General features: G+C 36.9%; 21 protein-coding genes. 19 read left to right on the top strand and 2 right to left on the bottom strand.

Going from position 1 to position 24,885, the window contains the following annotated elements; all coding sequences use genetic code 11:
• Nucleotides 1-7 precede the first annotated feature (7 nt).
• The 7 genes from rpe (at nucleotide 8) to JP39_RS06915 (ending at nucleotide 7,106) form a co-directional block, all read left to right on the top strand.
• A complete protein-coding gene (gene rpe / locus JP39_RS06945) occupies nucleotides 8-682 on the top strand; it encodes a ribulose-phosphate 3-epimerase (RefSeq protein WP_041499624.1) in 675 nt (224 codons plus the stop codon).
• Nucleotides 679-1,338 carry a thiamine diphosphokinase gene (locus JP39_RS06940; RefSeq protein ID WP_041499625.1) on the top strand — a complete coding sequence of 220 codons (660 nt, stop codon included), beginning with the start codon at nucleotides 679-681 and terminating at the stop codon, nucleotides 1,336-1,338. Before rpe ends, JP39_RS06940 begins: the two co-directional genes overlap by 4 nt.
• Before the next feature lie 794 nt (nucleotides 1,339-2,132).
• Nucleotides 2,133-2,987: a MetQ/NlpA family ABC transporter substrate-binding protein gene (locus tag JP39_RS06935; protein WP_041499626.1), complete on the top strand. Its 855-nt coding sequence runs from the start codon at nucleotides 2,133-2,135 to the stop codon at nucleotides 2,985-2,987.
• 26 nt (nucleotides 2,988-3,013) lie between these two features.
• Nucleotides 3,014-3,487 (top strand): S-ribosylhomocysteine lyase, encoded by a 474-nt coding sequence (locus tag JP39_RS06930; protein ID WP_041499627.1) that lies wholly within the window; start codon nucleotides 3,014-3,016, stop codon nucleotides 3,485-3,487.
• 22 nt (nucleotides 3,488-3,509) lie between these two features.
• A complete protein-coding gene (locus JP39_RS06925) occupies nucleotides 3,510-4,286 on the top strand; it encodes an SDR family oxidoreductase (RefSeq protein WP_041499629.1) in 777 nt (258 codons plus the stop codon).
• Between the two features lie 471 nt (nucleotides 4,287-4,757).
• Nucleotides 4,758-5,903, top strand: a complete 1,146-nt coding sequence (locus JP39_RS06920; RefSeq protein WP_041499630.1) for a trans-sulfuration enzyme family protein — start codon at nucleotides 4,758-4,760, stop codon at nucleotides 5,901-5,903.
• 132 nt (nucleotides 5,904-6,035) lie between these two features.
• Nucleotides 6,036-7,106, top strand: coding sequence for a hypothetical protein (locus tag JP39_RS06915; RefSeq protein ID WP_041499631.1), 1,071 nt, complete (start codon nucleotides 6,036-6,038; stop codon nucleotides 7,104-7,106).
• Between the two features lie 63 nt (nucleotides 7,107-7,169).
• Here JP39_RS06915 and JP39_RS06910 read toward each other — a convergent pair whose 3' ends face one another.
• Entirely contained in the window at nucleotides 7,170-7,991 is an 822-nt protein-coding gene (locus JP39_RS06910; protein WP_041499632.1) for a DUF1565 domain-containing protein, read from the bottom strand.
• Nucleotides 7,992-8,089: 98 nt separating this feature from the next.
• The gene (rpmB, locus tag JP39_RS06905) at nucleotides 8,090-8,275 is read right to left on the bottom strand and encodes a 50S ribosomal protein L28 (RefSeq protein WP_041499634.1); all 186 of its coding nucleotides are present in this window, start codon (nucleotides 8,273-8,275) and stop codon (nucleotides 8,090-8,092) included.
• A 197-nt stretch (nucleotides 8,276-8,472) separates the two neighbouring features.
• On the opposite strand from rpmB, the gene JP39_RS06900 reads away from it, so the two are divergent.
• The 12 genes from JP39_RS06900 (at nucleotide 8,473) to JP39_RS06845 (ending at nucleotide 24,795) form a co-directional block, all read left to right on the top strand.
• Nucleotides 8,473-8,841, top strand: a complete 369-nt coding sequence (locus JP39_RS06900) for an Asp23/Gls24 family envelope stress response protein (protein WP_041499635.1) — start codon at nucleotides 8,473-8,475, stop codon at nucleotides 8,839-8,841.
• Nucleotides 8,842-8,866: 25 nt separating this feature from the next.
• Entirely contained in the window at nucleotides 8,867-10,549 is a 1,683-nt protein-coding gene (locus JP39_RS06895) for a DAK2 domain-containing protein (protein WP_041499637.1), read from the top strand.
• Nucleotides 10,550-10,990: 441 nt separating this feature from the next.
• Nucleotides 10,991-13,024, top strand: a complete 2,034-nt coding sequence (recG, locus tag JP39_RS06890) for an ATP-dependent DNA helicase RecG (protein ID WP_041499638.1) — start codon at nucleotides 10,991-10,993, stop codon at nucleotides 13,022-13,024.
• Nucleotides 13,025-13,036: 12 nt separating this feature from the next.
• A complete protein-coding gene (gene plsX, locus JP39_RS06885) occupies nucleotides 13,037-14,038 on the top strand; it encodes a phosphate acyltransferase PlsX (RefSeq protein WP_041499639.1) in 1,002 nt (333 codons plus the stop codon).
• Between the two features lie 13 nt (nucleotides 14,039-14,051).
• Nucleotides 14,052-14,294 (top strand): acyl carrier protein, encoded by a 243-nt coding sequence (gene acpP / locus JP39_RS06880; protein WP_041499641.1) that lies wholly within the window; start codon nucleotides 14,052-14,054, stop codon nucleotides 14,292-14,294.
• Between the two features lie 983 nt (nucleotides 14,295-15,277).
• The gene (gene rnc / locus JP39_RS06875) at nucleotides 15,278-15,967 is read left to right on the top strand and encodes a ribonuclease III (RefSeq protein ID WP_041499642.1); all 690 of its coding nucleotides are present in this window, start codon (nucleotides 15,278-15,280) and stop codon (nucleotides 15,965-15,967) included.
• 13 nt (nucleotides 15,968-15,980) lie between these two features.
• On the top strand, nucleotides 15,981-19,526 hold the full coding sequence (smc, locus tag JP39_RS06870) for a chromosome segregation protein SMC (RefSeq protein ID WP_041499643.1): 3,546 nt from the start codon (nucleotides 15,981-15,983) through the stop codon (nucleotides 19,524-19,526).
• Between the two features lie 9 nt (nucleotides 19,527-19,535).
• Entirely contained in the window at nucleotides 19,536-21,038 is a 1,503-nt protein-coding gene (ftsY, locus tag JP39_RS06865) for a signal recognition particle-docking protein FtsY (RefSeq protein ID WP_041499645.1), read from the top strand.
• A 2-nt stretch (nucleotides 21,039-21,040) separates the two neighbouring features.
• Nucleotides 21,041-21,382, top strand: coding sequence for a YlxM family DNA-binding protein (gene ylxM / locus JP39_RS06860; protein WP_041499647.1), 342 nt, complete (start codon nucleotides 21,041-21,043; stop codon nucleotides 21,380-21,382).
• Between the two features lie 9 nt (nucleotides 21,383-21,391).
• Nucleotides 21,392-22,828: a signal recognition particle protein gene (ffh, locus tag JP39_RS06855; protein WP_041499648.1), complete on the top strand. Its 1,437-nt coding sequence runs from the start codon at nucleotides 21,392-21,394 to the stop codon at nucleotides 22,826-22,828.
• Nucleotides 22,829-23,194: 366 nt separating this feature from the next.
• Nucleotides 23,195-24,061 (top strand): ABC transporter ATP-binding protein, encoded by an 867-nt coding sequence (locus JP39_RS06850; RefSeq protein ID WP_048698871.1) that lies wholly within the window; start codon nucleotides 23,195-23,197, stop codon nucleotides 24,059-24,061.
• Nucleotides 24,058-24,795: an ABC transporter permease gene (locus JP39_RS06845; protein WP_041499649.1), complete on the top strand. Its 738-nt coding sequence runs from the start codon at nucleotides 24,058-24,060 to the stop codon at nucleotides 24,793-24,795. Before JP39_RS06850 ends, JP39_RS06845 begins: the two co-directional genes overlap by 4 nt.
• Nucleotides 24,796-24,885 lie beyond the last annotated feature (90 nt).

The raw sequence follows: 24,885 nt of genomic DNA, 5'->3' as shown, positions 1-24,885 counted from the left end.
ATTTTAAATGACAGTAAAGATTGCACCTTCAATTTTATCTGCAGATATTATGAACCTAGAACGAGACGTTAGAGCAGCTGATAAAGCCGGAGCTGACGTTTTCCACATTGATTTGATGGATGGTAACTTTGTTCCTAACATGTCGTTTAGTCCAGCAATTATCGCTGGTATGCGCCGTGTTACTGACAAGCCTTTAGATATTCACATGATGATTGAAAACCCTGACGCATACATCAAAACAGTTATTGATGCTGGTGCCAGTACTGTTTTGATTCATGCTGAAAGTACACAACACATTTATCGTTCAATTGAATTAGTTAAAAAGTATGGTGCTAAAGCTGGGGTTGTAGTTAACCCGGGTACACCTTTGGAGACAGTTAAAGAATTGTTCCCAATTATTGACCGTATTTTAGTTATGACAGTTAACCCAGGTTTCGGTGGTCAAACATTTATCCCCGGTATGACTAAGAAAATTCAACGTTTGGATCAATTGCGCCAAACAGCTGCCGACGACAATTTCGATATTGAAGTTGACGGTGGTATCAATTCTGAAACAATTGCACAATGTGCTAAAGCTGGAGCTGACATTTTTGTTGCTGGCTCATATCTATTCAATGGACAAGATGGACTAGAAAGCCGCATTGACGGCCTACGTTCAGTGGCTTTGGAAGCTAAGCAATGAAACGAGTAAATATTCTTTTAGGTGGACCACAGAGCGAATATCCAGATGAGTTGAGTAAAAGTATCAAGGCAATTCCCGGACCATGGGTGGGAGCTGATCGCGGCAGTCTGCATTTGATGGCCAATGGAGTTATTCCTGAAATTGCTATCGGGGATTTTGATTCAATCAGTAAAAAAGAACAAAAATTGTTGCAAGATAATGTGCCAGTTTTTGAAAAATTTCCCCCAGAAAAGGACGATACTGACTCAGAGCTATGTTTATTAGCTGCTCGTGAAAAATTTAATGCTCAAGAATATTACGTTTATGGAGCCACTGGTGGCAGAATTGATCACTTTTTAGTCAATCTATTCTTGCCATTTGATCCTAGATTTAGTGATTTTTATGACAAATTGTATTACAAGTCTGCAACTAACACGATTCGTTTCTTTAGGCCAGGACGTTATTCTGTCTTCAAAGAAAATGGAATGAAGTATATTGCCTTTGTTAATTTAGGGCCGGTGACACATATGAATTTGATTGATGCTAAATATAAATTAAATGATTATAGTGCAAATCATCCGGTAAGTTGGGCCAGCAACGAGTTTGTTGGTGATACAATCGACTTCAGTTTTCAGAGTGGAATTGTGGCCGTGATTCATAGTTGTGATAAAAATTAAAAATAAATTTGATTCTTAATATCAATAATTTGGTATCCTCTCGAGGGATGCCTTTTTTTGTACCTTTAAAAGCAGTAATTCCAAAATTGGTATAGGTACAAATTGGCGATAATTTACTCCTCAAAACTCACTGACTTTAAAAAAGACGTTGACAAGATTTAACTACGAGTGTAAATTAATCACCAATCACATGATTAAAACTTATTTAATCTAATTAGACGTTGAAGAGAAGAGTAGGTTTATTAGTAGCTTGAATAGTGACCACTGGATAGTGAAAAAGTGGAGCGAACGTATAACTGAAGATGAGCTTGGAGTCTTACCTAGGTGAAAGCCAAAGGTACGCAAGGATGCGATATCATCCCGGACATGTTAGTGTCGTTGAGGTATTTTGTGTAAGCAAGATACGAATTAGGGTGGTATCACGGTAATCGTCCCTACATTGCAGAGAAGTTCTGTATTTGTAGGGGCGATTTTTTTAGTTGCTCTAAGTGTCTGAGCCACTAAGAGCAACTAGATTGGGCTTGAACAAAGTTCAAGCCTGTTGTGACTAGTGATCAGACGCATAGAGCAACTTATGGGGGCGACTAACTGTCGCCCGTATATTCCTCTTTCCTACGATTGCTTTACCTTCCGCGCTTTTACATATCAGGCAACAAACCCAAGCACACTTCAAAATAACTCAATTAGATCCAAATATCTTTTACCAAAAAAGGGGGCCAAAGCAAATGAAAGATTTCTGGTTAAAACCAACTTAAAAAATTAGAAAATAATTAGAGACTTGAGGAGGAATGGAAATGAGAAAAGGGAAAAACTTATTAGTTTCAGCAATTTTATTTTTGTCAGTCATCCTGTTAGTGGGATGTGGCAAGAGCACGAAAGCAGCCGATAGCGATACCATAACGATCGGCTCACAAGGGTCAGACTTGAACATCTGGGAACATATTGCCAAGAGTTCTCAAGCCAAGAAGTTAGGACTGAATATTAAGACAAAGGAAATCACCGACGGGGCGCAATTAAATACTGCCACTAGCCAAGGCCAAGTCGATGTCAATGCCTTTCAGTCATGGTCATATTACGATGCCTACAACAAGCAAAATCCAAAAGGAAAGCTAGCCGCTCTAGGCACAACTTACTTGGAACCTTTGGGAATCTATTCAAAGAAGTATAAGAAAGTTAATGATATTCCAAATGGAACAACCATTGCTATTGCCAACAACCCAGCTAACACATCACGTGGCTTATTGTTACTACAAGCAGCTGGTTTAATTACTTTGAAGAAAGGCTTCAACGCTTTGAGCAATACGAAAGATATTGCTTCAAATCCCAAGGACCTTCAATTCAAAGAAATTGACGATACTACCGGTCCCCGTGTTTTGAATGATGTGCCAGTCGTTCTCATTTCCAACACCGTCGCTTTGGAAAGTGGTCTACATGTTTTGACCGATTCAATCTACCACGAAAAAATCGATCAAAGTACTAAAGATAACGTCAATATTCTCGCTACCGCAGCTAAGAATAAGAACAATGCTAATTACAAAAAATTAGTAAAGTTATATCACAATAAAGAAATTCAAGCTTATATAAGCAAAAAGTATTACGGAACAAAAATTGAAGTAAATAAACCATTAACATATTTGGAAAATAAATAATAAAAATTTTAAGGAGATATTTAATTATGGCTAAAGTTGAAAGTTTTACATTGGATCACACAAAGGTAAAGGCACCATATGTACGTTTGATTACTGAGGAACACGGAACAAAGGGTGACACAATTTCAAATTATGATTTACGTTTGGTTCAACCAAATGAAAATGCTATTCCTACTGCTGGATTGCATACTATTGAACATTTGTTAGCTGGACTTTTAAGAGACCGTCTTGATGGCGTTATCGACTGTTCACCATTTGGCTGTCGTACTGGATTCCACTTGATTGTTTGGGGTGAACACTCAACTACTGAAGTGGCCGAAGCTTTGAAGGGTTCATTGGATGATATTGCCAACAAGGTTGAATGGAAAGATGTTCAAGGAACAGACAAGTACAGCTGTGGTAACTATCGTGATCACTCATTATTCTCAGCTAAGGAATGGTCAAAGAAGATTCTTGAAGAAGGAATTTCTAACGATCCTTACGAACGTCACGTAATCTAATACGAGTAAAGAAGGGTAATTTATGAGTCTATTTGCAACTTTGGAAAAACAAGTCGTACTCGTTACCGGTGGCTTTCAGGGTATCGGCCGTCAAGTAGTTACCACGTTTCAGAATGAGAAAGCCATCGTGATTGCGGCAGATTTGTCGTATGAAAATACGGAATTGAAGCAGGTTAATGATCAGGAATATCAGATTAATCTGGATGTCAGTTCGGAAACCAGTGTTCAAAATCTTGCTAAACAATTAGAAGAGTTAAATTTAACACCAAATATTTTGGTCAATGTTGCCGGTATCTCAACGATGGATTACTTGATTGACAGTCAGACGGTTGATTTTGATAAGACGTTAGCGGTCAATACTCGCGGGACATACCTCGTTAGTAAATATATTGTTAAGTTGATGGTAGCTGCTAAAAAGCCTGGTAAGGTGGTTTTGATAGCTTCTCAAGCTGGTAAAAATGGTTATCGAGCCATGTCAGCTTATGTTGCATCTAAACATGCAGTGCTTGGATTGACTAAGACTTTGGCAATTGAAGTGGCCAAAAATCAAATCAACGTTAATGCCGTTTGTCCCGGAATCATCGAGACTTCTATGAAACATCGTGAAAGAAAAGACGGTGCCAAGATTCGTGGTTTGACCGCTGAAGCGATTGAGCAAGAGGACAACAGTCAAGTACCATTAGGTCGAACAGGAACACCTCAAGATGTTGCCAATGTCGTGTTATTTCTAGCTAGTCCATTGTCAGATTATATGACCGGACAAGGAATCAATGTCACCGGTGGTATGACTATGAATTAAAAGAACCCCTTTCCAGAAATTTCTAGAAAGGGATTTTCTTATGTAATTTATGATAGAAAGTATTGCGGACTAGCTAAATATGCCGTCGGAAGAGCTGGGAAATATTCTCAAGCTGTGCGGGACGGTCCGAGCCAAAGTACGGTCTCGAATCTCGGTTTGAAGCCTTGACACAGTTCGTCAAGTCTTCAAACGCGCCCGGTAGTATAAGTACGGGAGGAATCTCCCGTACTTATACTACTACCACGGCACACAAATATTTCCCAGCACTTCCGACTAATTAATCGTATTAATCAAATGTAAGAGTATTCAATTGTTTTAATGCTCAACCAATTTTATACATTGAAATATAAATCTATGCGAACATCTGCAACAAGTTATCAATTAGCACTATGTGTTTGGAAGTATTGATAATTCAAAAATATTTTAATAAGAAGTATTATAGAAATAATTAATATATTAGGAGTTAAAAAGATGACTGAATTTAATACTAAATTGGTTCATGGGAAACCACAAAATGACAACAACACTGGGGCGGTCAACGTACCGGTTTACAATTCATCAACGTATATCTATCCATCAGTTGAGGCAAAGGTGAAGTATGATTACGCACGTTCTGGCAATCCAACTAGAAATTATTTAGAGGAACAAGTTGCTGGCTTGGAAAATGGCTATCGAGGGTTTGCCTTTTCTTCAGGATCTGCAGCAATTCATGCCGTTTTAGCAATTTTTAAGCCGGGCGACCATATCATTATTGGTAAAGAGATTTATGGTGGCACGTTTAGATTGATTAATGAATTTCTCAAGCGCTGGCAACTAGAGTTTACGGCCGTTGATACACAGAATCCTGCTGAAATTGAAGCTGCAATCAAGCCAAATACTAAAGCAATTTATTTTGAAAGTTTTACAAATCCACTTTTGCATGTCACAAGTGTTAAGGCAACTGCTGAAGTAGCCAAGAAACACCATATTTTGACGATTGTGGACAATACTTTCTTATCGCCATATCTTCAACGTCCATTGGATTTGGGCGCTGACATCGTGATTCATTCTGCTACCAAGTATCTCAGTGGACATTCCGATGTTATTGCCGGTATGGCTGTGGCGAAAAATAAAGAGTTGGCTGATCGAATTTACTTCAATCAGAATGCAATCGGCTCAACACTTTCACCAGAAGATTCTAATTTGGTTCGTCGTGGGATTCAGACATTGTCAGTTAGAATGGATCGCCATTTGGAAAATGCTAAAAAGATTGTTGAATTTTTGCAAAGTCGTAAGGAAATCGCCAAGATTTATTATCCCGGAATTGAAGGTAGCAAGGATCATGAAATTGCTGCTAAAGAAGCTGATGGCTTCGGTGGAATTGTTTCATTTGAATTGGCAGATGGATTAGATTCAACGAAGTTTGTTGAAGGAACAAAGCTGATTCAATTGGCTGTCAGTCTAGGTGCAGTTGAGAGTTTGATCGAATTGCCATATAAGATGACACACGCTGAACTTTCACCAGAAGAACAGTTGAAGGCTGGCATTACACATCAACTAGTTCGTTTGTCGGTTGGGATTGAAGATTCAAAAGATTTGATTGCTGATTTGGCACAGAGCTTGGATAAATTAGATTAATAAAAACCGTTGAATTTTTTTCGAGATTCAACGGTTTTTTATTTGACTGATAAAGTAATTTATTGAGGAAAAGTAATATAATAAATTCATGATTGTAAGCATTATCAAATATATTATTAGGGGGATTAGTATATGAAACGAAGTAAAGCAGAAATTAGAGATGAATTACTTAAAATTGACACTGGATTTAAGGATGGGAAAGATGAAATTGGAGTGGATAGTTTTGCTTCATTTCTAACAACTAAGGGTAAATTTCCATCGAATGATGATATTGAGAAGGAATTTAAAGAAAGAGGGATTGAAAGTTTTACACCAAAAGATTTTCAATCTAAAAAGTCTAATTCAGGTGAAAGTCAAGAAGCGTTATTCGATAAAAATTCATTTGAATTTCCGGATAACTTTTTTAATAAGGATGAGGACTTCAATAATAAGTATATGTTTGTTGGGCTAAATGCGGCTTTTCGTGAAGGTAAAAATGAGTATAGCAATTGGAGAAACTTCAGGGATGTTAAGAGACCTACAAATACATATAAACTATATGTTCAAACCAATGAAAGGCTGGCTAATAATAAGTCAAGATTTGGGGGTTGTTATATAACTGACGTTATTAAGCACAAAGAGGATAGTAATGCAGGAAATGTAATGCGTGACTTTTTAATCAGAAATAAATTATCATTTTTGAAGTCGTCAAAAGAAGATTTAGAAAATGGTGTTTATGATGATGAGCGTGTATCTCAATTTTTAAAATGGCAAAAAAATAGAAATGAAAATAGAAAAAATAAGTCGGCTGATGGTATAAACTATAAAAAAGAAACTTTGACAAAAGATGATTTTAAAAAAATAAATGAAGAAAATAAAAAAAATCTTCTTAATTCGGTGGAAATATTTGTTCAGGAATGTCTTATTATTAAACCTAAATATATTATTGCTATTGGTAAAGATGCCAAGAGAGTTTTGGATGAAATGAGTAAGAGTAAGCTATTTTTAGAAGTATTACATAATGAAGAAGGAGATTCTAATTCAGAGGCAGAGGTGTTGAAGACGCTTAAAGAGAATTGCGTGGAAATAACTCATTATGCAACTCACCGTATTCCGGTTGAAAATGATCCTGATAAAGAAAGAGGATATTCGTTTAAAGAATGGCTGGAATATGCACCAACAGAACTCAGCGATAGACTAAAAATCAAAGAACCAAAAAAGTAAATTAAAAAAGTATGCATTCTTAAATTAGAGAATACATACTTTCTTTCGCTTGTAATTTAATTATTATTTTTTAGCATCAGAAGGCCCCTCATTAAAAGGCAACTTCCCATCAGCTTCAATCTTAGAAACATCATCAAACTTAAAATGAATCTCATTAGGCATCGGTTGAAAATTATCTACTTTAAACTTACTCTTCAAAATCCGAATGGCAGGGGATTCATTAATAAAAATCAAATCCTGTCCATTCATTCGTGAATAACCCTTCACTGCCAAATCATTTTTAGTTGGTGATCCAGTAGAATCAATCGATAAATTATGGAAATCCAGTGAAGAGGTCTGGCGCAATTCCAACTTATGATAGACAAATGAATCTTTTAAATAAGCTTTCGAATGTTTTTCCAGCAACAATTGAATTGCAGTATTGTCCGAAAATAATTGACTATTTTCCAAAGATAAGCCAATAGCCTTAACTTTTCGACCAGTTAAAATTTGGGAATCTTTGAATGAGAAATAAGCGTCTTTTCCATAAATGGTATCCCAATCGTCAGCTGTTTGGCGGTTGATTGCAATATTATTGCCATAAATTCTGGCACCATCATAAGCAGACAAAGTGTTGTCTTCATTGGCAGTGTAACTGATAGTTAAGTTTTTAAAAATAACGATATTTTGTTCGCCAATGGTGAAACTACAAAATAATTTAACATCATTTTTATTATTTGTTTTACCAATGAAGGTAATGTTTCTTCTAATAGTACAAATAAAAGGGTCTGTACTTGAAAAATAAGTTCCTGGCAATAATTCGATTATGTCGCCATCTCGAGCAGTAATGATAGCTTGTGTTAACTGTTCATCATTTTTATTTTGATTGCCAATTAATATTTTCATAGAATACCCCCTTAATCGATTAAATCTTATTATAATAGTGTAAAATAAAAAGGACCAACAATATAATTGCTAGTCCTTTTTAACAAATTAAGTGATAATTATACACGAGTAACTTTTCCTGATTTCAAAGCTCTAGCTGAAACCCATACACGTCTAGGTTTACCGTCAATCATGATACGAACTTTTTGCAAGTTTGGCTTCCAAGAACGTTTTGATTGGTTAAGAGCATGAGAACGCTTGTTACCGAATACTGTTTTACGGCCTGTAATAATATCTTTTGCCATGGGACCGACCTCCTTTGGCTACATGTTTTTTCTTTAAAATATCACCTGACTAATTTACCATAAGTAAGAATTGAAATCAATAGATTATTTAGGGATTAATATGGTTTAATGTTGTATAAATCTTTAATTCGAAATGTTGCTATGATAGAATTTTATTGTTTATGATAGATTTGGTCCATGAATAGGAGGATCCAGAGATGGCAGTTACAATTAAAACAAAGCATGGTGAAATTGATGTTTCTACAAATACTGTTGCCACAATTGTTGGTGGAGCCGCTTCTGATATCTACGGTATCGTAGGTATGGCAAGCAAAAACCAATTCCGTGATGGTATGAACACAATTTTAAACCTTGAAGATTTTTCTAGAGGAATAGTTATCCATCAAGAGGATGGTAAACTGGTCGTTGATGTCTACATAATCGTCGGATACGGAATCAAAATTTCTGAAGTAGCAAAAAATTTAAAAGAAAAAGTAAAATACAACCTAGAAACAATGCTTGGAACACCAGCTGGCACTGTTAACGTATATGTCCAAGGAATTAAAGTTCTGGACGATATCGAATAGGAAAAGTTGGTTGGAGGGGAAACTTTTGAGCAAAGAACTAATTACAAAAAAAGAATTTTCAGATATGGTGCGTGTCGCATCGCACAGACTTGAAAAGAATGCTAAGTTTGTAAATTCACTTAATGTCTTTCCGGTTCCCGATGGAGATACCGGAACAAATATGAGTTTAACAATTCAAAGCGGTTTTAAAGCTGTAAACGAATCAGAGAGTGACCATGTTGGTACACTTGGTAAAGCCCTTGCTAAAGGTCTTTTGATGGGAGCTCGTGGAAATTCAGGTGTTATCACTTCACAAATTTTCCGTGGTTTCTCAAAGAGTATTGAAGATAAAGACGCTTTGACAGCAATGGATTTAGCTAAAGCCTTCGACGATGGTGTTAAGACAGCCTATAAGGCCGTTATGAAACCAGTTGAAGGAACAATCCTTACTGTTGCTAGATACGGTGCTGAAGCCGGTATGAAGCAAGTAGAGAGTACTAATGATCTAGCAGAAGTTATGAAAGCTGTTGTTGCCGGTTCAAAAGTTGGACTTAAAAAGACACCGTCACTTTTGCCAGTTTTGAAAGAAGTTGGCGTTGTTGATTCCGGTGGTCAAGGATTAGTCTTTATTTACGAAGGTTTCTTAGAAGGCTTAACAGGCCAAACAACCGTTGATGAAGAATATATTCCAGACGAAGCTGATATGAATGAAATGGTCAATGCCAGTCATCACCAATCAGCCCAAGGTCATTTCAACAGTGACGATATCAAGAATGGCTATTGTACTGAAATGATGGTCAAAATCGGCAAGAATCCAACAACTGACGAAGTTTTCGATAATGAAAAGCTCCGTAGTTATTTGGATGGAATCGGTGATTCATTGATCTGTGTTTCTGACGATGAAGTTATCAAAGTTCACGTACATACTAACTACCCATACAAAGTTTGGGCTGCAGGTAAGAAGTACGGTGCTTTAGTTAAAGTCAAGATTGATAATATGCGTTTACAACACGAAACTATTATTGACGAAGATGAAGCCGAACCCGTAGCAGAGCCAGCCGCTCAAGAACCAATTGATTATGCCGTTATTGCAGTTTCATCTGGTGAAGGTTTGACAGAATTGTTCAAGAGTCTCGGCGTTACACACGTTATCAGTGGTGGACAAACAATGAATCCATCAACTAATGACATTGTCGATGCAATTAACAAATCAAATGCTAAACGTGCCTTGGTATTGCCAAATAATGGAAATATCATCATGGCCGCAAAACAAGCTGTTGATTTAGTTGATATTCCAGTCGCTATCGTTGGTTCTAAGACAATTTCTCAAGGGATGACAGCAATGCTTTCATTCAATCCAGAAGCTGAATTAGAAGAAAACGAAGAAAACATGGAAGACTCACTTGATACAGTTAAGAGTGGTCAAGTTACTCAAGCAATCCGTGATACTGAAATCGATGGCTTGAAGATTACCAAAGGACATTACATGGGAATCGTTGACGGTAAGATTTTGGTTGACGAAGAAGATGTAGTTGCTACAACTGAAAAAATGTTGGACGAAATGATTGATGAGGATAGTGAAGTTATCACAATTCTTGTTGGTAAAGACGGTAATGATGCCGATGCCCAAAAGGTTGCTGATTATCTAGACGATAAATACGCTGACCTTGAAACAGAAATTCATCAAGGTGATCAACCAGTTTATCCATATTTGGTTTCTGTAGAGTAACTATCTCCAGAACTGAGAGTATTTACCCACACTGAGTAAATACTCTCAGTTCTTCCGACTCATTGATTTCTATTGTTGTATTAATTTATACTAATAGTTGCTTAAAATAAATTAGTTTTATAAATATCAAAATTTAAAAGTTACATTAGCCGGAGGTTGTGAGGGATGAAGCCCGCAGTGGTAGTGGTGTTAGGACGGTGATTTTCCGTTCTTACAGCACAGGACGTCTTTTGAAATTCGCAGTCTTTGCGAAGTTCAAAAGCGAGGCTCGAGACCGCATTTTGGCTCGAGCCGGTCCACACAGCAGGCTTCAATCCCTCACAACCGGAGGCGGCAAAAAGATAAACCATTTAAACCAAAGGAGGCAGTGATGAAACGATTCGTTTTGTCATAGCCTTTTTTCATTTTGAAATATTGTCTAGAGGAGAGGGGGAAAAGTTTATGGATCTGAGGAAAATTTCACTAGCTGAATTGCCTGGCGTTGGTCCCAAGAAATTAGAGGCCTTGCAGTCACTAGGTATTAACAATGTGTATGATTTATTATTTTATTTTCCTTTTCGCTATGAGGATATGCAGGCAAAGTCACTTGACGATGCTGCTGACCAGGAGAAAATCTTGCTCAAAGGTGTCGTTGCTAGTGAGCCGGTTGTAGCACGTTTTGGTTATAAGAAGACCCGTTTAAATGTCCGGATTTTGGTCGATAGTGAGTCAATCATGGTGACATTCTTTAATCAGCCATGGTTAAAAGACAAATTTGAAACTGGAACTGATGCGGCTGTTTATGGCAAGTGGAATGAAAATCGTCGCTCATTGATGGGTATGAAAGTAATTGATGTCCACGGTAATTCAGTTGATTCCGTCTATTCGGTTAATAAAAATATTCACCAAAAAACCTTGATTAATTTAATCAAGGCTGCCTATGAAAAATATCATGATCAGATTGATACAATTGTCCCGGCATATATTCGTACGAAGTATAAATTGTTGGATGATGAACAAATCGTTTCTGGTATCCACTTTCCCAAGACTCAAGAACAAGGTGATGAAGCCCGGCGGAGTGCTAAATTTCGAGAGTTTTTCTTGTTCCAATGTGGTCTGCAAAGTATCAAACGCAGCGATGAGCAAAAAAATGTTGGTTTCGTGGAAAAATACGACCATGATTTTATTCAGAAGTTTATCGATAGTTTGCCTTTCAAATTAACTGAGGCACAGGATCGCGTGACAAAAGAAATTCTCAGTGATATGGAATCAACGCATCACATGAATCGTTTGTTGCAGGGTGATGTTGGTTCTGGTAAAACAATTGTTTCAGTTATTGCCATGTTGGCATCCGTGACAGCTGGTTATCAGGCGGCTATCATGGCACCGACCGAAATCTTAGCTCAGCAGCATTTTGATAAGATTAGTAAATTACTTTCGCCTTTACATATCAAGACAGCCTTATTAACTGGTTCTTTGACTAAGAAAGAACACGATTTTATTGCTGGTGATATTGAAAACGGGAAGACTAATATTGTGGTCGGAACGCATGCTTTGATTCAGGACAGTGTTGATTTCAAAGAATTAGGCTTTATTGTAATTGATGAGCAACACCGTTTTGGTGTCAATCAGCGAAAAGCTTTGCGTGAGAAGGGACAAAATCCTGACGTTCTGGCAATGACTGCCACACCAATTCCACGTACTTTAGCAATTACAACTTATGGCGACATGGATGTTTCACGAATTGATCAGTTACCAGCTGGTCGTAAAAAAGTTGAAACTTATTGGATCAGAAGTCAAAAAATCGAGCAAATGTATCGTTTCGTGACTAAAGAATTGAGTGGAGGAGCACAAGTTTACGTTGTTACACCGCTGATTTCCGAGTCAGAATCGATGGATTTGAAGAACGCTGAACTGATTTATGACAAGTTCACTGAATTATTTGGTCAGAAGTATCATATCGGACTTTTACATGGTCAGATGCCAAATGACCAAAAGGAAACGGTCATGAAGGACTTTTCTGATAAAAAAATTGATGTTTTGGTTTCAACAACCGTTATTGAAGTTGGTGTTGATGTACCAAATGCCTCAGTTATGGTAATATATGATGCTAATCGTTTTGGATTATCGCAGTTGCACCAGTTGCGTGGTCGTGTCGGACGTGGGGAAAAGCAGTCGTATTGTATTTTGATTGCTGACCCCAAAAATGAATCGGCCACTGAACGTATGAAAATTTTGACATCGACTAATGACGGATTTGTCTTAGCTGAAGAAGATCTGAAGATGCGTGGTGCTGGTGATTTGTTGGGTAACCGTCAATCTGGTTTGCCCGAGTTTAAAGTTGGTAATCCAATCAACGACATTAATATTTTGGAAGTGGCTCAAGAGGAAGCAAGTCGACTTTATGAGGATGAGAAATTACTCAATAATCCGGAAACTAAAGCCTTGAAGTCATTTATTAACGATGAATATGAACAATTAAATAATTTTGATTAGTGAGGAAACAAAATGAAAATAGCTGTTGATGCTATGGGTGGCGACAATGCACCGCAAGTAGTAGTTGAAGGAATTGAACGTGCTCGTGACGAGTGGAAAGATTTGGAATTTGTTTTATATGGTAAAGAATCAGCCATTAAGAAATATTTGAAGAATGATGAACGTATTACAATTGTCCATACTGATGAAGAAATCCTGGGAACCGATGAACCTGTTAAAGCTATTCGTTCGAAAAAGGATGCTTCAATGGTTTTGGCAGCTAAGTCAGTTAAAGATGGTGAAAACGATGCCTTGTTCTCACTAGGAAATACTGGAGCTTTGTTAGCAGCAGGTATCTTCATCGTTGGTCGTATCAAACAAGTTGCTCGTCCAGCCTTGATGCCAACTTTACCAGCAACTAATTCACCTAAGGGTGTAAATATGTTGGATGTCGGTGCAAACGCTGAAGCTAAGGCCTCATACTTACAACAGTGGGCTGTTATGGGTTCAATCTATGCTCACGACGTTAAGAAAATCGACAAGCCACGTGTTGCCTTGTTGAACAATGGTACTGAATATGACAAGGGTGACAGCATGCACAAAGAAGCTTATCAACTCTTGAAGGATACAGAAGGTATTCACTTTATCGGTAATATTGAATCAGGTGATATTTTGGCTGGTAAAGCTGACGTTATTGTAACTGATGGTTTTACTGGAAATGCTGCTTTGAAGGCAACTGAGGGTACTGCTAAGATTCTCTTGGGACAACTAAAAGATGCCTTGCTAAATAACGGTATCTTTACTAAAATGGGTGCAGCTATCGTTTCTCCATCGCTTAAAGGTATGAAGCAAATGTTCGATACATCTCAAGCCGGTGGTGCCGTTTTACTTGGACTAAAGTCACCAGTTGTTAAAGCCCACGGTGCTGCAGATAATCGGGCAGTCTATTATACTGTTAAACAAATTTATGATATGTTATCTAACGATACAATTAATAAAGCTAATAAGTATTTTGAAAAAATGAGTGAAAAATAAGGAGATTCCATCCATGAGTGAACAAGAAGTTTTTGACAAAATCGTTGCATTGATTGCTGACAAGTTTGAAGTTGACGCATCAACAATTACTAGAGAAACATCATTTACAAAGGATCTTGACGCAGATTCAATCGACCTTGTTGAGTTTGTTCTTGAATTAGAAGACGAATTTGGTGCCGAGATTCCAGATGACGACGCTGAAAAAATTACAACCGTTGGCGCAGCCACAAGCTATATTTCATCACATCAAAAATAAGGCCATATGGTCTTATTTTTTTATACTGAACTCCAGGGATAAGAATATTCACCTGCTATGCGGAACGGTCCGAGCCAAAGAGCGGTCTCGAACCTCGGTTTGAAGCCTTACCAAAGACCGGTAAGTCTCCAAACACGCCCGGTGGTGTAACAGCTAAACAACCACAGCAGGTGAATACTCTTATCCCTTCCGACTAATTCGTTCTTATTGGTATAAATAATTTAATGAGTATCTTAATTAAGTAACCATACTAAATGGATTCTAAATTAAGGATGTTAAAATAGTTGTTACATTTATTTTGAGTATTTCAAATTTTAGATATTAATTGCAGGATGAGTATTAATAAATTTGTACACTTTTACATTCAATTATTACTGATGGATTAGTCGGAAGAACTGGGAAATATTTGTGTGCCGTGGTAGTGGTATAAGTACGGGAGATTTCTCCCGTACTTATACCACCGGGCGTGTTTGGAGACTTGACGAACTGTGTCAAGGCTTCAACCGAGGTTCGAGACCGCACTTTGGCTCGAGCCGTTCCGCACAGCTAGAGAATATTTCCCAGTTCTGTAGACGGAATATTTAACTAAACTTTCAACCTTTATTTATACCGATAATTATTTAAGAGCAAAGTTTAGTATAATTAATACATAGTGCTATTTAAGTGTGCCATCTTCATGCTTTTCGATTATTTATTCGATATTAAAATTGGGCATCAATTGAGTTATTTGTAATAATTAATTAATTAAATCGACTAGTCGGAGGGAATGAGAGCATTTACCAGCTGTGGGTGTGGCGTTATGGCTTTAGCCATTACACCACCGGGCGAGTTTGGAGACTCGCGTTTTTTGCGAGGCTTCAAAATCGAGGTTCGAGACCGTACTTTGGCTCGGACCGGTCCGCACAGCAGGTAAATGTTCTCGTTCCTGGAGACGGCAACTACCAAAACACGTTTATTAGTAATATTGGGAAAGGGGACACGTTATGTTAGATCCAAAGTTCTTACAAGTTTTAGATGAGCAATATGGAATTAAGTTTAACGATAAAAGTTTGGTTGAAAGAGCCATGACTCATTCATCCTTTGATAATGAACACAAAGGCTTGGGTATCGGTGATTACGAACGCCTTGAATTTTTGGGGGATGCGGTTCTTGAAATCAATATCTCTCGTTACCTTTTTGAAAAATATCCACAATTGCCAGAAGGCAAATTAACACGTTTGAGATCAGATATTGTTCGAACGGATAGTTTTGCACGTTTTGCCAAAGAAATTAATATCGACAAGTATTTGTTGATTGGTAAAGGTGAAGAAAAACAAGGTGCCCGTCAAAGACATACATTGCTGGAAGATATTTTTGAAGCTTTCAACGGTGCTTTATATCTTGATCAAGGTAATGAAGTGGTTGATGATTTCTTGAAGAAAGTCGTCTATCCACATATCGATTCAGGTGAGTTTTCAGAAGATACTGATTTCAAGACTCATTTGCAAGAAAGATTACAACAATCCGGTGAAGTTGAAATTGACTACAAGGTCATCGATGAAGAAGGTCCTGACCACGACAAGAAGTTCAAAGTTGAATTGATTGCCAATGGCAAGATTTTGTCTAAAGGATTGGGTTACAGCAAGAAGCATGCCGAACAAATGGCTGCCAAGAGAGCATTAGAAGAATTATAGGAGTTTGTAGTTTATGCCGTTAAAATCATTAACGATCAATGGGTTTAAATCTTTTGCTGATAAAACAAAGATTGATTTTACCAGTGGAATTACTGGTATTGTTGGACCCAACGGGAGTGGAAAATCAAATATTACTGAAGCCATTCGTTGGGTAATGGGTGAACAGTCAGCAAAAAGTTTACGTGGAGACAAAATGGTCGATGTGATTTTTGCTGGGAGTGCCACACGTCCACAAATGAATCGGGCGGAAGTTATTTTACAATTCGATAATCATAATCGAGAGCTCAAGTCGTCCCAAGATGACTTGGTAATTTGTCGTCGCTTATTTAGAAATGGCGATACGGAATTTTTGATCAATAATAAACAATGTCGTTTGCGTGATATTACAGAATTGTTCATGGACTCAGGGATGGGAAAACAGTCATTTTCTATCATTTCTCAGGGTCGTGTTGAAGCAATTTTCAATAGTAAACCAGTTGAACGTCGGACTATTATTGAAGAATCTGCCGGAGTCTCACTCTTTAAGCAAAAGAAACAACAAGCGGAAAGTAAATTGTCGGAAACAACTGATAATCTCCATCGTGTATCAGATATTGTTTCAGAGTTGTCAAAGCAAGTTGAACCTTTGAAAGAACAGGCTAGTATTGCCCGTGATTACAAAGAACAAAAGAGTAAATATGACAGTATTTATCAAAAGATTCTAACAATTGAAGTTAAGAATTTGTCAGCTCAAAAGCGTCAAATCGACAAAGATTTGCGTGAAGTTAAAATGAGCCTTCAAAATATTTCTAAGCAAGTTAAAATTGCCAATAAACAAGTTGAGGATAACAACAAGTCTGTCCAAGATTTGACTAATCAGATTGATGATAACCAAGCTAAATTGACTGAGTCGACCAAGACTTTGGAAATTTTTAATGGAAAAGTCGCCGTTGCGGATGAACGTAATGGATTCAACTCGTCAAATAAGCAGTCATTGAATAATCAATTGGCTAATTTACAAGCTAATAAAGTGGCAAATCAGGCTAAATTGGCTGATTCTAATCAGAAATTGGCTGAATGTGTCAATAAAATCAAAGATTTTGAGAAACAATTGGCTGACATTCAACAATTGAAGAAGAAAACTCCAGCTGATTTACAAAAAAATATTACTGACTTAAGAAATAATTATGTCAACTTGTTGCAAGATCAAGTTTCCAACAACAATGAACAGAAATTTTCACAACGTCAATTGGAGCGTGTTCAAGCATCGATTAATGAACAACAAGCTCAATTGACCGATGTAACTGAGAGTCTTAATAGTTCAAAGAATGACAATGATTCAATCAGCCAACAAGTTAAAAAGTTAGTTGACGATAATAAGTCATTGCTTGAGCGTGATCAACAGTTGACTCAAAGTATCAACGAAGTAACCGAAAATGGTAAGCGTGAGAATAGTAATTATTTGAAGATTCTTGAAAGTCTGCAAGAAACCAAAGCACGAAAACGTATTCTAGAAAATATGGAACAAGAACATGCTGGATTTTTTGAAGGTGCTAAAAATGTTCTGAATAATGAGCAACAATTGACTGGAATCGTTGGTGCCGTGGCTGAATTGATTTCTGTACCAAAGGAATATCAATTGGCGATTGAAACAGTTGTCAGCAATCAGTTACAGTCAATCGTTACAGAAGATGAAGCTGCTGCTAAAAAGGCGATTGCTTTCTTGAGACAAAGTCGTGGTGGTCGAGCAACATTTTTACCTTTGAATATTATTCAAGCACGGAATATTTATGCTAATGATTTGAACAAAGCTCAAATGGTCGCAGGTTTTGTTGGGGTCGCTAGTGATTTAGTTAAATATGATGACAAAGTTTCGAACATCGTTAAAAATATTTTGGGTAACTTGTTGATTGCTAAAGATATCAACGTTGCTACAAAGATTTCTGCCGCCGTTAATCGTAAATATCGTGTCGTTACATTAGATGGAAATGTCGTCAATGCCGGTGGTTCTATGACTGGTGGACAACAACGTCGCGTTAACTCAAGTATTTTGACACGTAAGGATGAATTGCAGTCTTTGAACAAGGATTTGTCTAAGCAAGAATTATTGATGGATGAAAAACAAAAGACTGTCCAAGACTTACGTGATCAATTGACAGCACTCAATGCTGAAAAGAAAACGGTTGATGAAAAGTTGGCCAAATTCAATGCTGAGAAAAATCATTTTGAGAGTGAAATTTCAACTTATCAAAATGAAGAAAAGCATTTCAGTGAACGCTTGGATGTTGTTAAGTACAATTTGGCTAAATATCAGTCCGAACAAAAAGATTTGCAGAAAAACTTAGAGTCTCAAAAAGAATCCGCTAAGAAAATTGCTCAAGAGATTGAGGATACTCAAGCTGAAATGAATCAGAAACAAAAGATGTTAACTGATTTTGACGCCGAACTACAATCTATCAATCAAAAAGAACAATCGATTCAGACACAATTGGCGGTTGTTAAGAGTAATCATGAAAATGATGCTACACAAAATGCTGATTTGATGGCTATTGCGGAACAGACTGAGAAACAAATTGCTGATGTTCAACAACAATTGACGATTCTTGATTCTGAACGTAATCAATTGGATCTTAATAGCACTGAGGTTAAGAATCGAATTGAAGAACTCAAACAAGAAATCACCCAACTTCAAAAAGTCGTCACTGATTTGAAAGCTAAACGTGAAAAGCAACAAGTGTTGGCTACTGACTTGAATAGTAAAGCTCAACGTAATTTCGACTTACAAAAGAATGCGTCTGATCAACAAGAGACTTTGGCCATTCAAAATACTAAGTTATCGAATCAAATCGACAGCCGATTGGATACTTTGTCACAAGAGTATCAATTGACTTATGAAGCTTCACTCTTGGCTTTGAACAAAGGTGATTACGATCCCGATGAATTACAAAAAGAAGCTCGTCTATTGAAGATGGGGATTGAAGAATTGGGAACAGTCAATTTATCGGCGATTGAGGAGTATGACAAGGTTAAGGACCGTTATGAGTTCTTGACGCAGCAACAAAACGATTTATTGCAAGCTCGTGCTCAATTACTCGATACAATGTCTGAGATGGATAAGGAAGTCACAACTCGTTTTAAGAAGACTTTTGACGAAGTTGCGGCTGCCTTTGAAGATATTTTCCCAGAAATGTTTGCTGGTGGTCGAGCTAAATTAGTCTTGACTGAACCGGACAACCTTTTGGAAACTGGGATTGAAATTATTGCCCAACCACCAGGGAAGAAATTCCAACGTTTGAGTTTATTATCTGGTGGCGAGAAAGCTTTGACGGCAATTACACTGTTATTTGCTATTATTAAAGTTAAGCCGGTACCATTCTGTATCCTTGATGAAGTTGAAGCTTCACTTGATGATGCGAATGTTTACCGTTTCGCTAATTACTTAAATCAATATGACGCTAACACTGAATTTATCGTCATTACTCACCGTAAAGGAACGATGATGAACGTCAATCGTTTGTATGGGGTAACGATGGAAGAGTCCGGTGTATCACGGATGTTGTCTGTGCACGTCAAAGAATAGGAGTTAATAATGGGATTATTTGATCGAATTAAAAAAGCCTTTACTGGTAAAGATGATTCTGAAGATAAAAATTTAGAAAAGAAATCTCAAGAAGAGTCTGAAAAAAAATCTGACCAAACTACTGAAGCCACTGAAATTACATCTGATGAAAAGTCAGAAACAAGTTCAGAAGCTAAAAGTGAAGAACCAGCTCAATCTGTAGAAGAAACTCCAGAACCAGAAGAAGAACCAAAAACTGAAGTTAAAGAAGAAAAAACAGCTCCAGAATCAAAACCTGAGGAACCAGTTGAAACTGAAACAGAAGAGGCACCTGAGGCAGAGGTTAAAGAAGAACCTTCAGAACCTGCTGCAGAGGCCACTCCAAATTCAGAATCAGCTGAGCCCGTTGAAGAACCCCAAGAAGCACCTGCTGAACCTGAAAGTACACCAGAAGATAATGTATCTGAAGAAGTACCTGAAGAATCAACTGATAATTCAGAGACTCAAGAGTCAACTAAAGCTGAATCTGAAACTGAAGAATCTACTGAAGCAGAAACTTCAGAATCAGAAGAAGAACCTAAAGATGATGTTAAGGAATATGACGAAGGACTTAAAAAGAGTCGTAATTCCTTTAGTTCTCGTTTAAATCGTTTCTTAGCTAACTTTAGAAGTGTTGACGAAGATTTCTTTGATGATCTGGAAGAGTTGTTGATTGAATCTGATGTTGGCTACGAAACAGCTATGCGAATTTCTGACGAATTACGTGAAGAAGTTAAGTTAGAGAATGCTAAGAAAAAATCTGACGTTTCCAATGTAATCGTTAAGAAATTAGTTGATATGTACGGTGAAGAGGGTAAAGAAGAAGATAATTCTTTGAAATTCAGTACTGATAAGACACCAACTGTTTTCTTATTTGTCGGTGTTAATGGCGCTGGTAAAACTACTACAGTCGGTAAGCTTGCTCACCGCTATCAACAACAAGGCAAGAAAGTTTTACTAGCTGCTGCAGATACATTTAGAGCTGGTGCGATTGAACAATTACAAGAATGGGGTAAACGTGATGGCGTACCTGTGCAAGCAAGTAAGGCCCACACTGATCCAGCTTCAGTTGTTTATGATGCTGTTAAACGTGCTGTTGAGGAGGACTTCGATATCTTGCTAGTTGATACTGCTGGTCGTCTTCAAAATAAAGAAGGCTTGATGCGTGAACTAGAAAAAATCAAGCGTGTTATCACTCGTGAATTACCAGATGCACCACAAGAAGTTCTCTTAGTACTCGATGGTTCCACGGGACAAAATGCTTTGAGCCAAGCTAAACAATTTAACGAAACAACTGAAGTTTCCGGAATTGTTTTGACAAAGATCGATGGTAGTTCCCAAGGTGGTGTCGTCTTGGCTATCAGAAATGAATTGCACATTCCGGTTAAACTAGTTGGTTTAGGTGAACAAATGGATGATCTGCGCGACTTTGATCCAGAGAAATTCATCTATGGTTTGTTCAAGGAATTGATTGTTGGGACGTCTAACAAATAGTTATGAACATTGATGAAACAACACGAGTGAACTTGCTGTATAATTTTTATCATTCACTACTGACTAAAAAGCAAAGTCGTTATTTGGACTTGTATTATGTTGAGGATTTTTCACTCAGTGAAATTGCGGAGCAACTAGAAGTTTCGCGACAAGCAGTCCTAGATAACTTGCATCGTTCGGTCAGTTTGTTAGAATCGTTTGAGAAAGAACTTGGTTTGATTGAGAAAACTCAAGAGATTGATGATATTTCTGAAAAGCTCGACCAACTAGTTCAGACGAAGTATGCAGATGATAAAGAATTATTAGATTTAGTCCAAAGAATTTCAAAAATAAATGAAATGTAGGAGTAGAGTATGGCTTTTGAAGGATTAAGCGAACGCTTAAATAAAGTTTTCTCCTCACTAAGAGGTAAAGGTAAACTTTCTGACGAAGATATCCGTAAAGTAATGCGTGAAGTACGTATGGCTTTGTTGGAAGCGGATGTTAACTTTGACGTTGTTAAAAAATTCGTCAAGTCTGTCAGAGAACGTGCCTTAGGCGCCGAAGTAATGGAAAGTTTGACGCCATCACAACAAGTTGTCAAAATTGTTGATGAAGAATTAACTAAGATCATGGGACAAGAAGCTGTTCCATTGAACAAATCCAAGCATATTCCAACAATCATCATGATGGTTGGTTTGCAAGGTGCTGGTAAAACTACAACAGCTGGTAAATTAGCTAACCGTTTGAAGCATGAAGATAAAGCTCGTCCATTATTTATTGCTGGAGATGTTTATCGTCCCGCTGCCATTGAACAATTGAAGACTATCGGTCAACAACTCGATGTGCCAGTGTATGACGAGGGAACTGAACATGATCCAGTTGACATTGTTCGCAATGGTTTAAAAGTTGCCGAAGAGAACAAGAATGATTACGTTATTATTGATACTGCCGGTCGTTTGGAAATTGATGAGCAATTGATGGAAGAACTTCAACGTATCAAAGATTTAGCACATCCAGACGAAATTTTGTTTGTTGCTGATTCAATGACTGGTCAAGTTGCTGCTAAGGTTGCCCACGGATTTGACGAACAACTCGATATTACCGGTGTTGTTTTGACTAAGTTGGATGGTGATACCCGTGGTGGTGCCGCTCTTTCAATTCGTGACGTGACTGGTAAGCCAATCAAGTTTATTGGACAAGGTGAAAAACTCGACCAATTAGACGTCTTCCATCCTGATCGTATGGCCAACCGTATCTTAGGTATGGGTGACATGCTGACCTTGATTGAAAAGGCCCAAACAGATTACAACGAAGAACAAGCTAAACAAGTTGCTGAAAAGATTCGTGAGAATAGTTTTGATTTCAACGATTTTATCGATCAAATGGACCAGATTCAAAAGATGGGTCCTTTGGATGAAATCATGAAGATGATTCCAGGGATGGCCAACAACCCTGCTTTAGCTAATATCAATATTGGTGAAAAAGATATTGCCCATTTAAAGGCAATTGTTTACTCAATGACACCATCAGAACGTGAAGATCCCGATTCATTGAATCCATCACGTCGTCGTAGAATTGCTGCCGGTTCTGGTCAAAGCGTGCAAAACGTTAACCGAATGATTAAGCAATTCAAGCAATCACGAGACATGATGAACAAAATGAGCAAGGGTAACATGGCTGGAATGGATCAACTTATGGGCAATGGTGTCAAAGGTAAGTTGGGCAAGATGGCTATGCATTCTATGGTTCGTAAGAATAAGAAAAATAAGAAGAAACGTTTGAAGAAAATTAAGCGCTTCAAGTCATAGGTCGCCTTCAGCGACAGTGATAAATACCTCAGACAATGAAATTACGATAATATTTTAAATATCATCATAAACTTGAGGCAAAACAAATAGCTTCAGCAATTCGAAATCGGATTGCTGAAGCTATTTTTGGTTCTTAATAATCGAAAGCTAAACATATTTTGTCCAATTCTCTTTGCCTTTTAATAAAACCAGTTATTGGATGCTTACTTTCCATTGTAAAAAGAATGTAAATGTTTAGTATTATTTATTCATTTTTTATAATATTGTGATATTCTCTTTTTGAAAAATAATATTGCAATATTCGATTAATATTCTAAACAATTATTATAGGTGAAGGTTTTTCTTTTAAAATGGGAGAAGACAAAATTGGACAATATTATTAAATGTGTAAATATATCTGTTTATTTTAATAGGGGGATTTTAAGAAAGCAGTCAAAATATGTCTTAAAAAAGATAAATTTAAATATCCAAAGGGGAAATATATTCGGAATTATCGGTCCATCGGGTGCTGGAAAGACAACGTTGCTTAATGTTCTGACCAATCAGATATCTTACGAGGGAAATGTCTACATTGATGGAAATGACACCACTGATAAAGGGACTGATTTATTTAAAGAGCTAAGCTTATGCTCCGTTAATAGTGGGTTATACGAGGAATTAACTGTGATGGATAATCTCTTGTTGTACGCAAATGCATTTGGAAAAGGTAAAAAGGAAGTTTCTGAGTTATTACTAACAACAAACCTGCAAGACTGTGAGCAAAAAATATTTTCAAAATTATCTACAGGAATGAGACAGAGGGTTTCTTTGATTAGATGTTTTTTAAATGATGCATCTGTACTTTTATTAGATGAGCCAACAAGTAATGTAGACCCATACACAGGATCGATAATTAGAGATATTATTGTGAAAATAAAAGAAAAAGGAAAAACAATAATTCTAACGACACATAATATGCTTGAAGCAGAACAGTTATGTGATCAACTAGTTTTATTGAATGAAGGGGTTGTACTTGAGCAGGGCAGTCCTAGTCTAATAAAAAAGAAATATTCTCAACAGCCATTATTTATAACTTGCACAATGGAAGATGGTTCTCCTATTGAACTTGAATATCCGAAGGAAAAAATCCAATTATCTAATTTAATAAAAAATCAGATAATCTTAAACATTCATTCTAATGAGCCTACTTTAGAATCTATATTTGTTAACTTAGCGAGAGGGAAAATGTCATGATGAAGAATAGTAGTCTTAAAAGCTTAACAAAAGTAAAGTTTAAACTATTGATTAAAAACTTTTCGGCAATTAGTGGTTCATTGATTGCAATTCTTTTTAGCATTTTATTTCGTTACACGTTGTCTGATTCAATGTTTAATGGTCAGCGAGGACAGTTCATTTTAATGATGACCGTATTATTTAATTCTGTTATGTCGTCAATAATGATGATAAGTCTTCCTATGGCAGAGGAGAAAGAAAAAAAGAGTTTAAAGCTTTTGGTTTCGTCTGCTATTAGCCCGTCTGAATATTTGATTGCGACATTGACACCATCTTTTATTGTGATAATGGGAACCAATTTAGTTTTGCCATTATTGAGTGATGTAAGAATAGAAGTATATTTCTATTTACAATATATTGTTATAACTTTCATAATGACTGTAATAAGTATGATTATTGGCTTATTAATAGGTATTCTATGCAAAAAGGTATCAGATACGTCATATTTCGTAACGCCAATAATCCTGCCTTTAATCCTAATCCCACAGTTTGGGACACTTAACGATACATTTAAAAGTATTTCTGATTTTATTTACACTGGTGTTTTATTAAAAATGTTAATGAATGTAGTAATTAATCAGTCAATTGATTTTTCCATTAAATCAGTTTTCATTGTTATTGTAGAGTTAATTGTGTTAGTTAACTTATTCTCATACCTATACAATAAAAAGGGATTAAAAATAAATGAATACTAGAGTTGTTTGAAATCAAAGATCCGCAGTTCTAATCTGGAAAATTAGCCTAAATATGTATGATGAAAGTTAATAACCTCTTGCAAATATTTC

Origin of the sequence: Companilactobacillus heilongjiangensis (assembly GCF_000831645.3) — a bacterium.
In the GTDB taxonomy this organism is placed as follows: Bacteria; Bacillota; Bacilli; order Lactobacillales; family Lactobacillaceae; genus Companilactobacillus; species Companilactobacillus heilongjiangensis.
The sequence above is the reverse complement of the archived record's forward strand: the minus strand, read 5'-3'. Positions and strand labels throughout refer to the sequence as shown.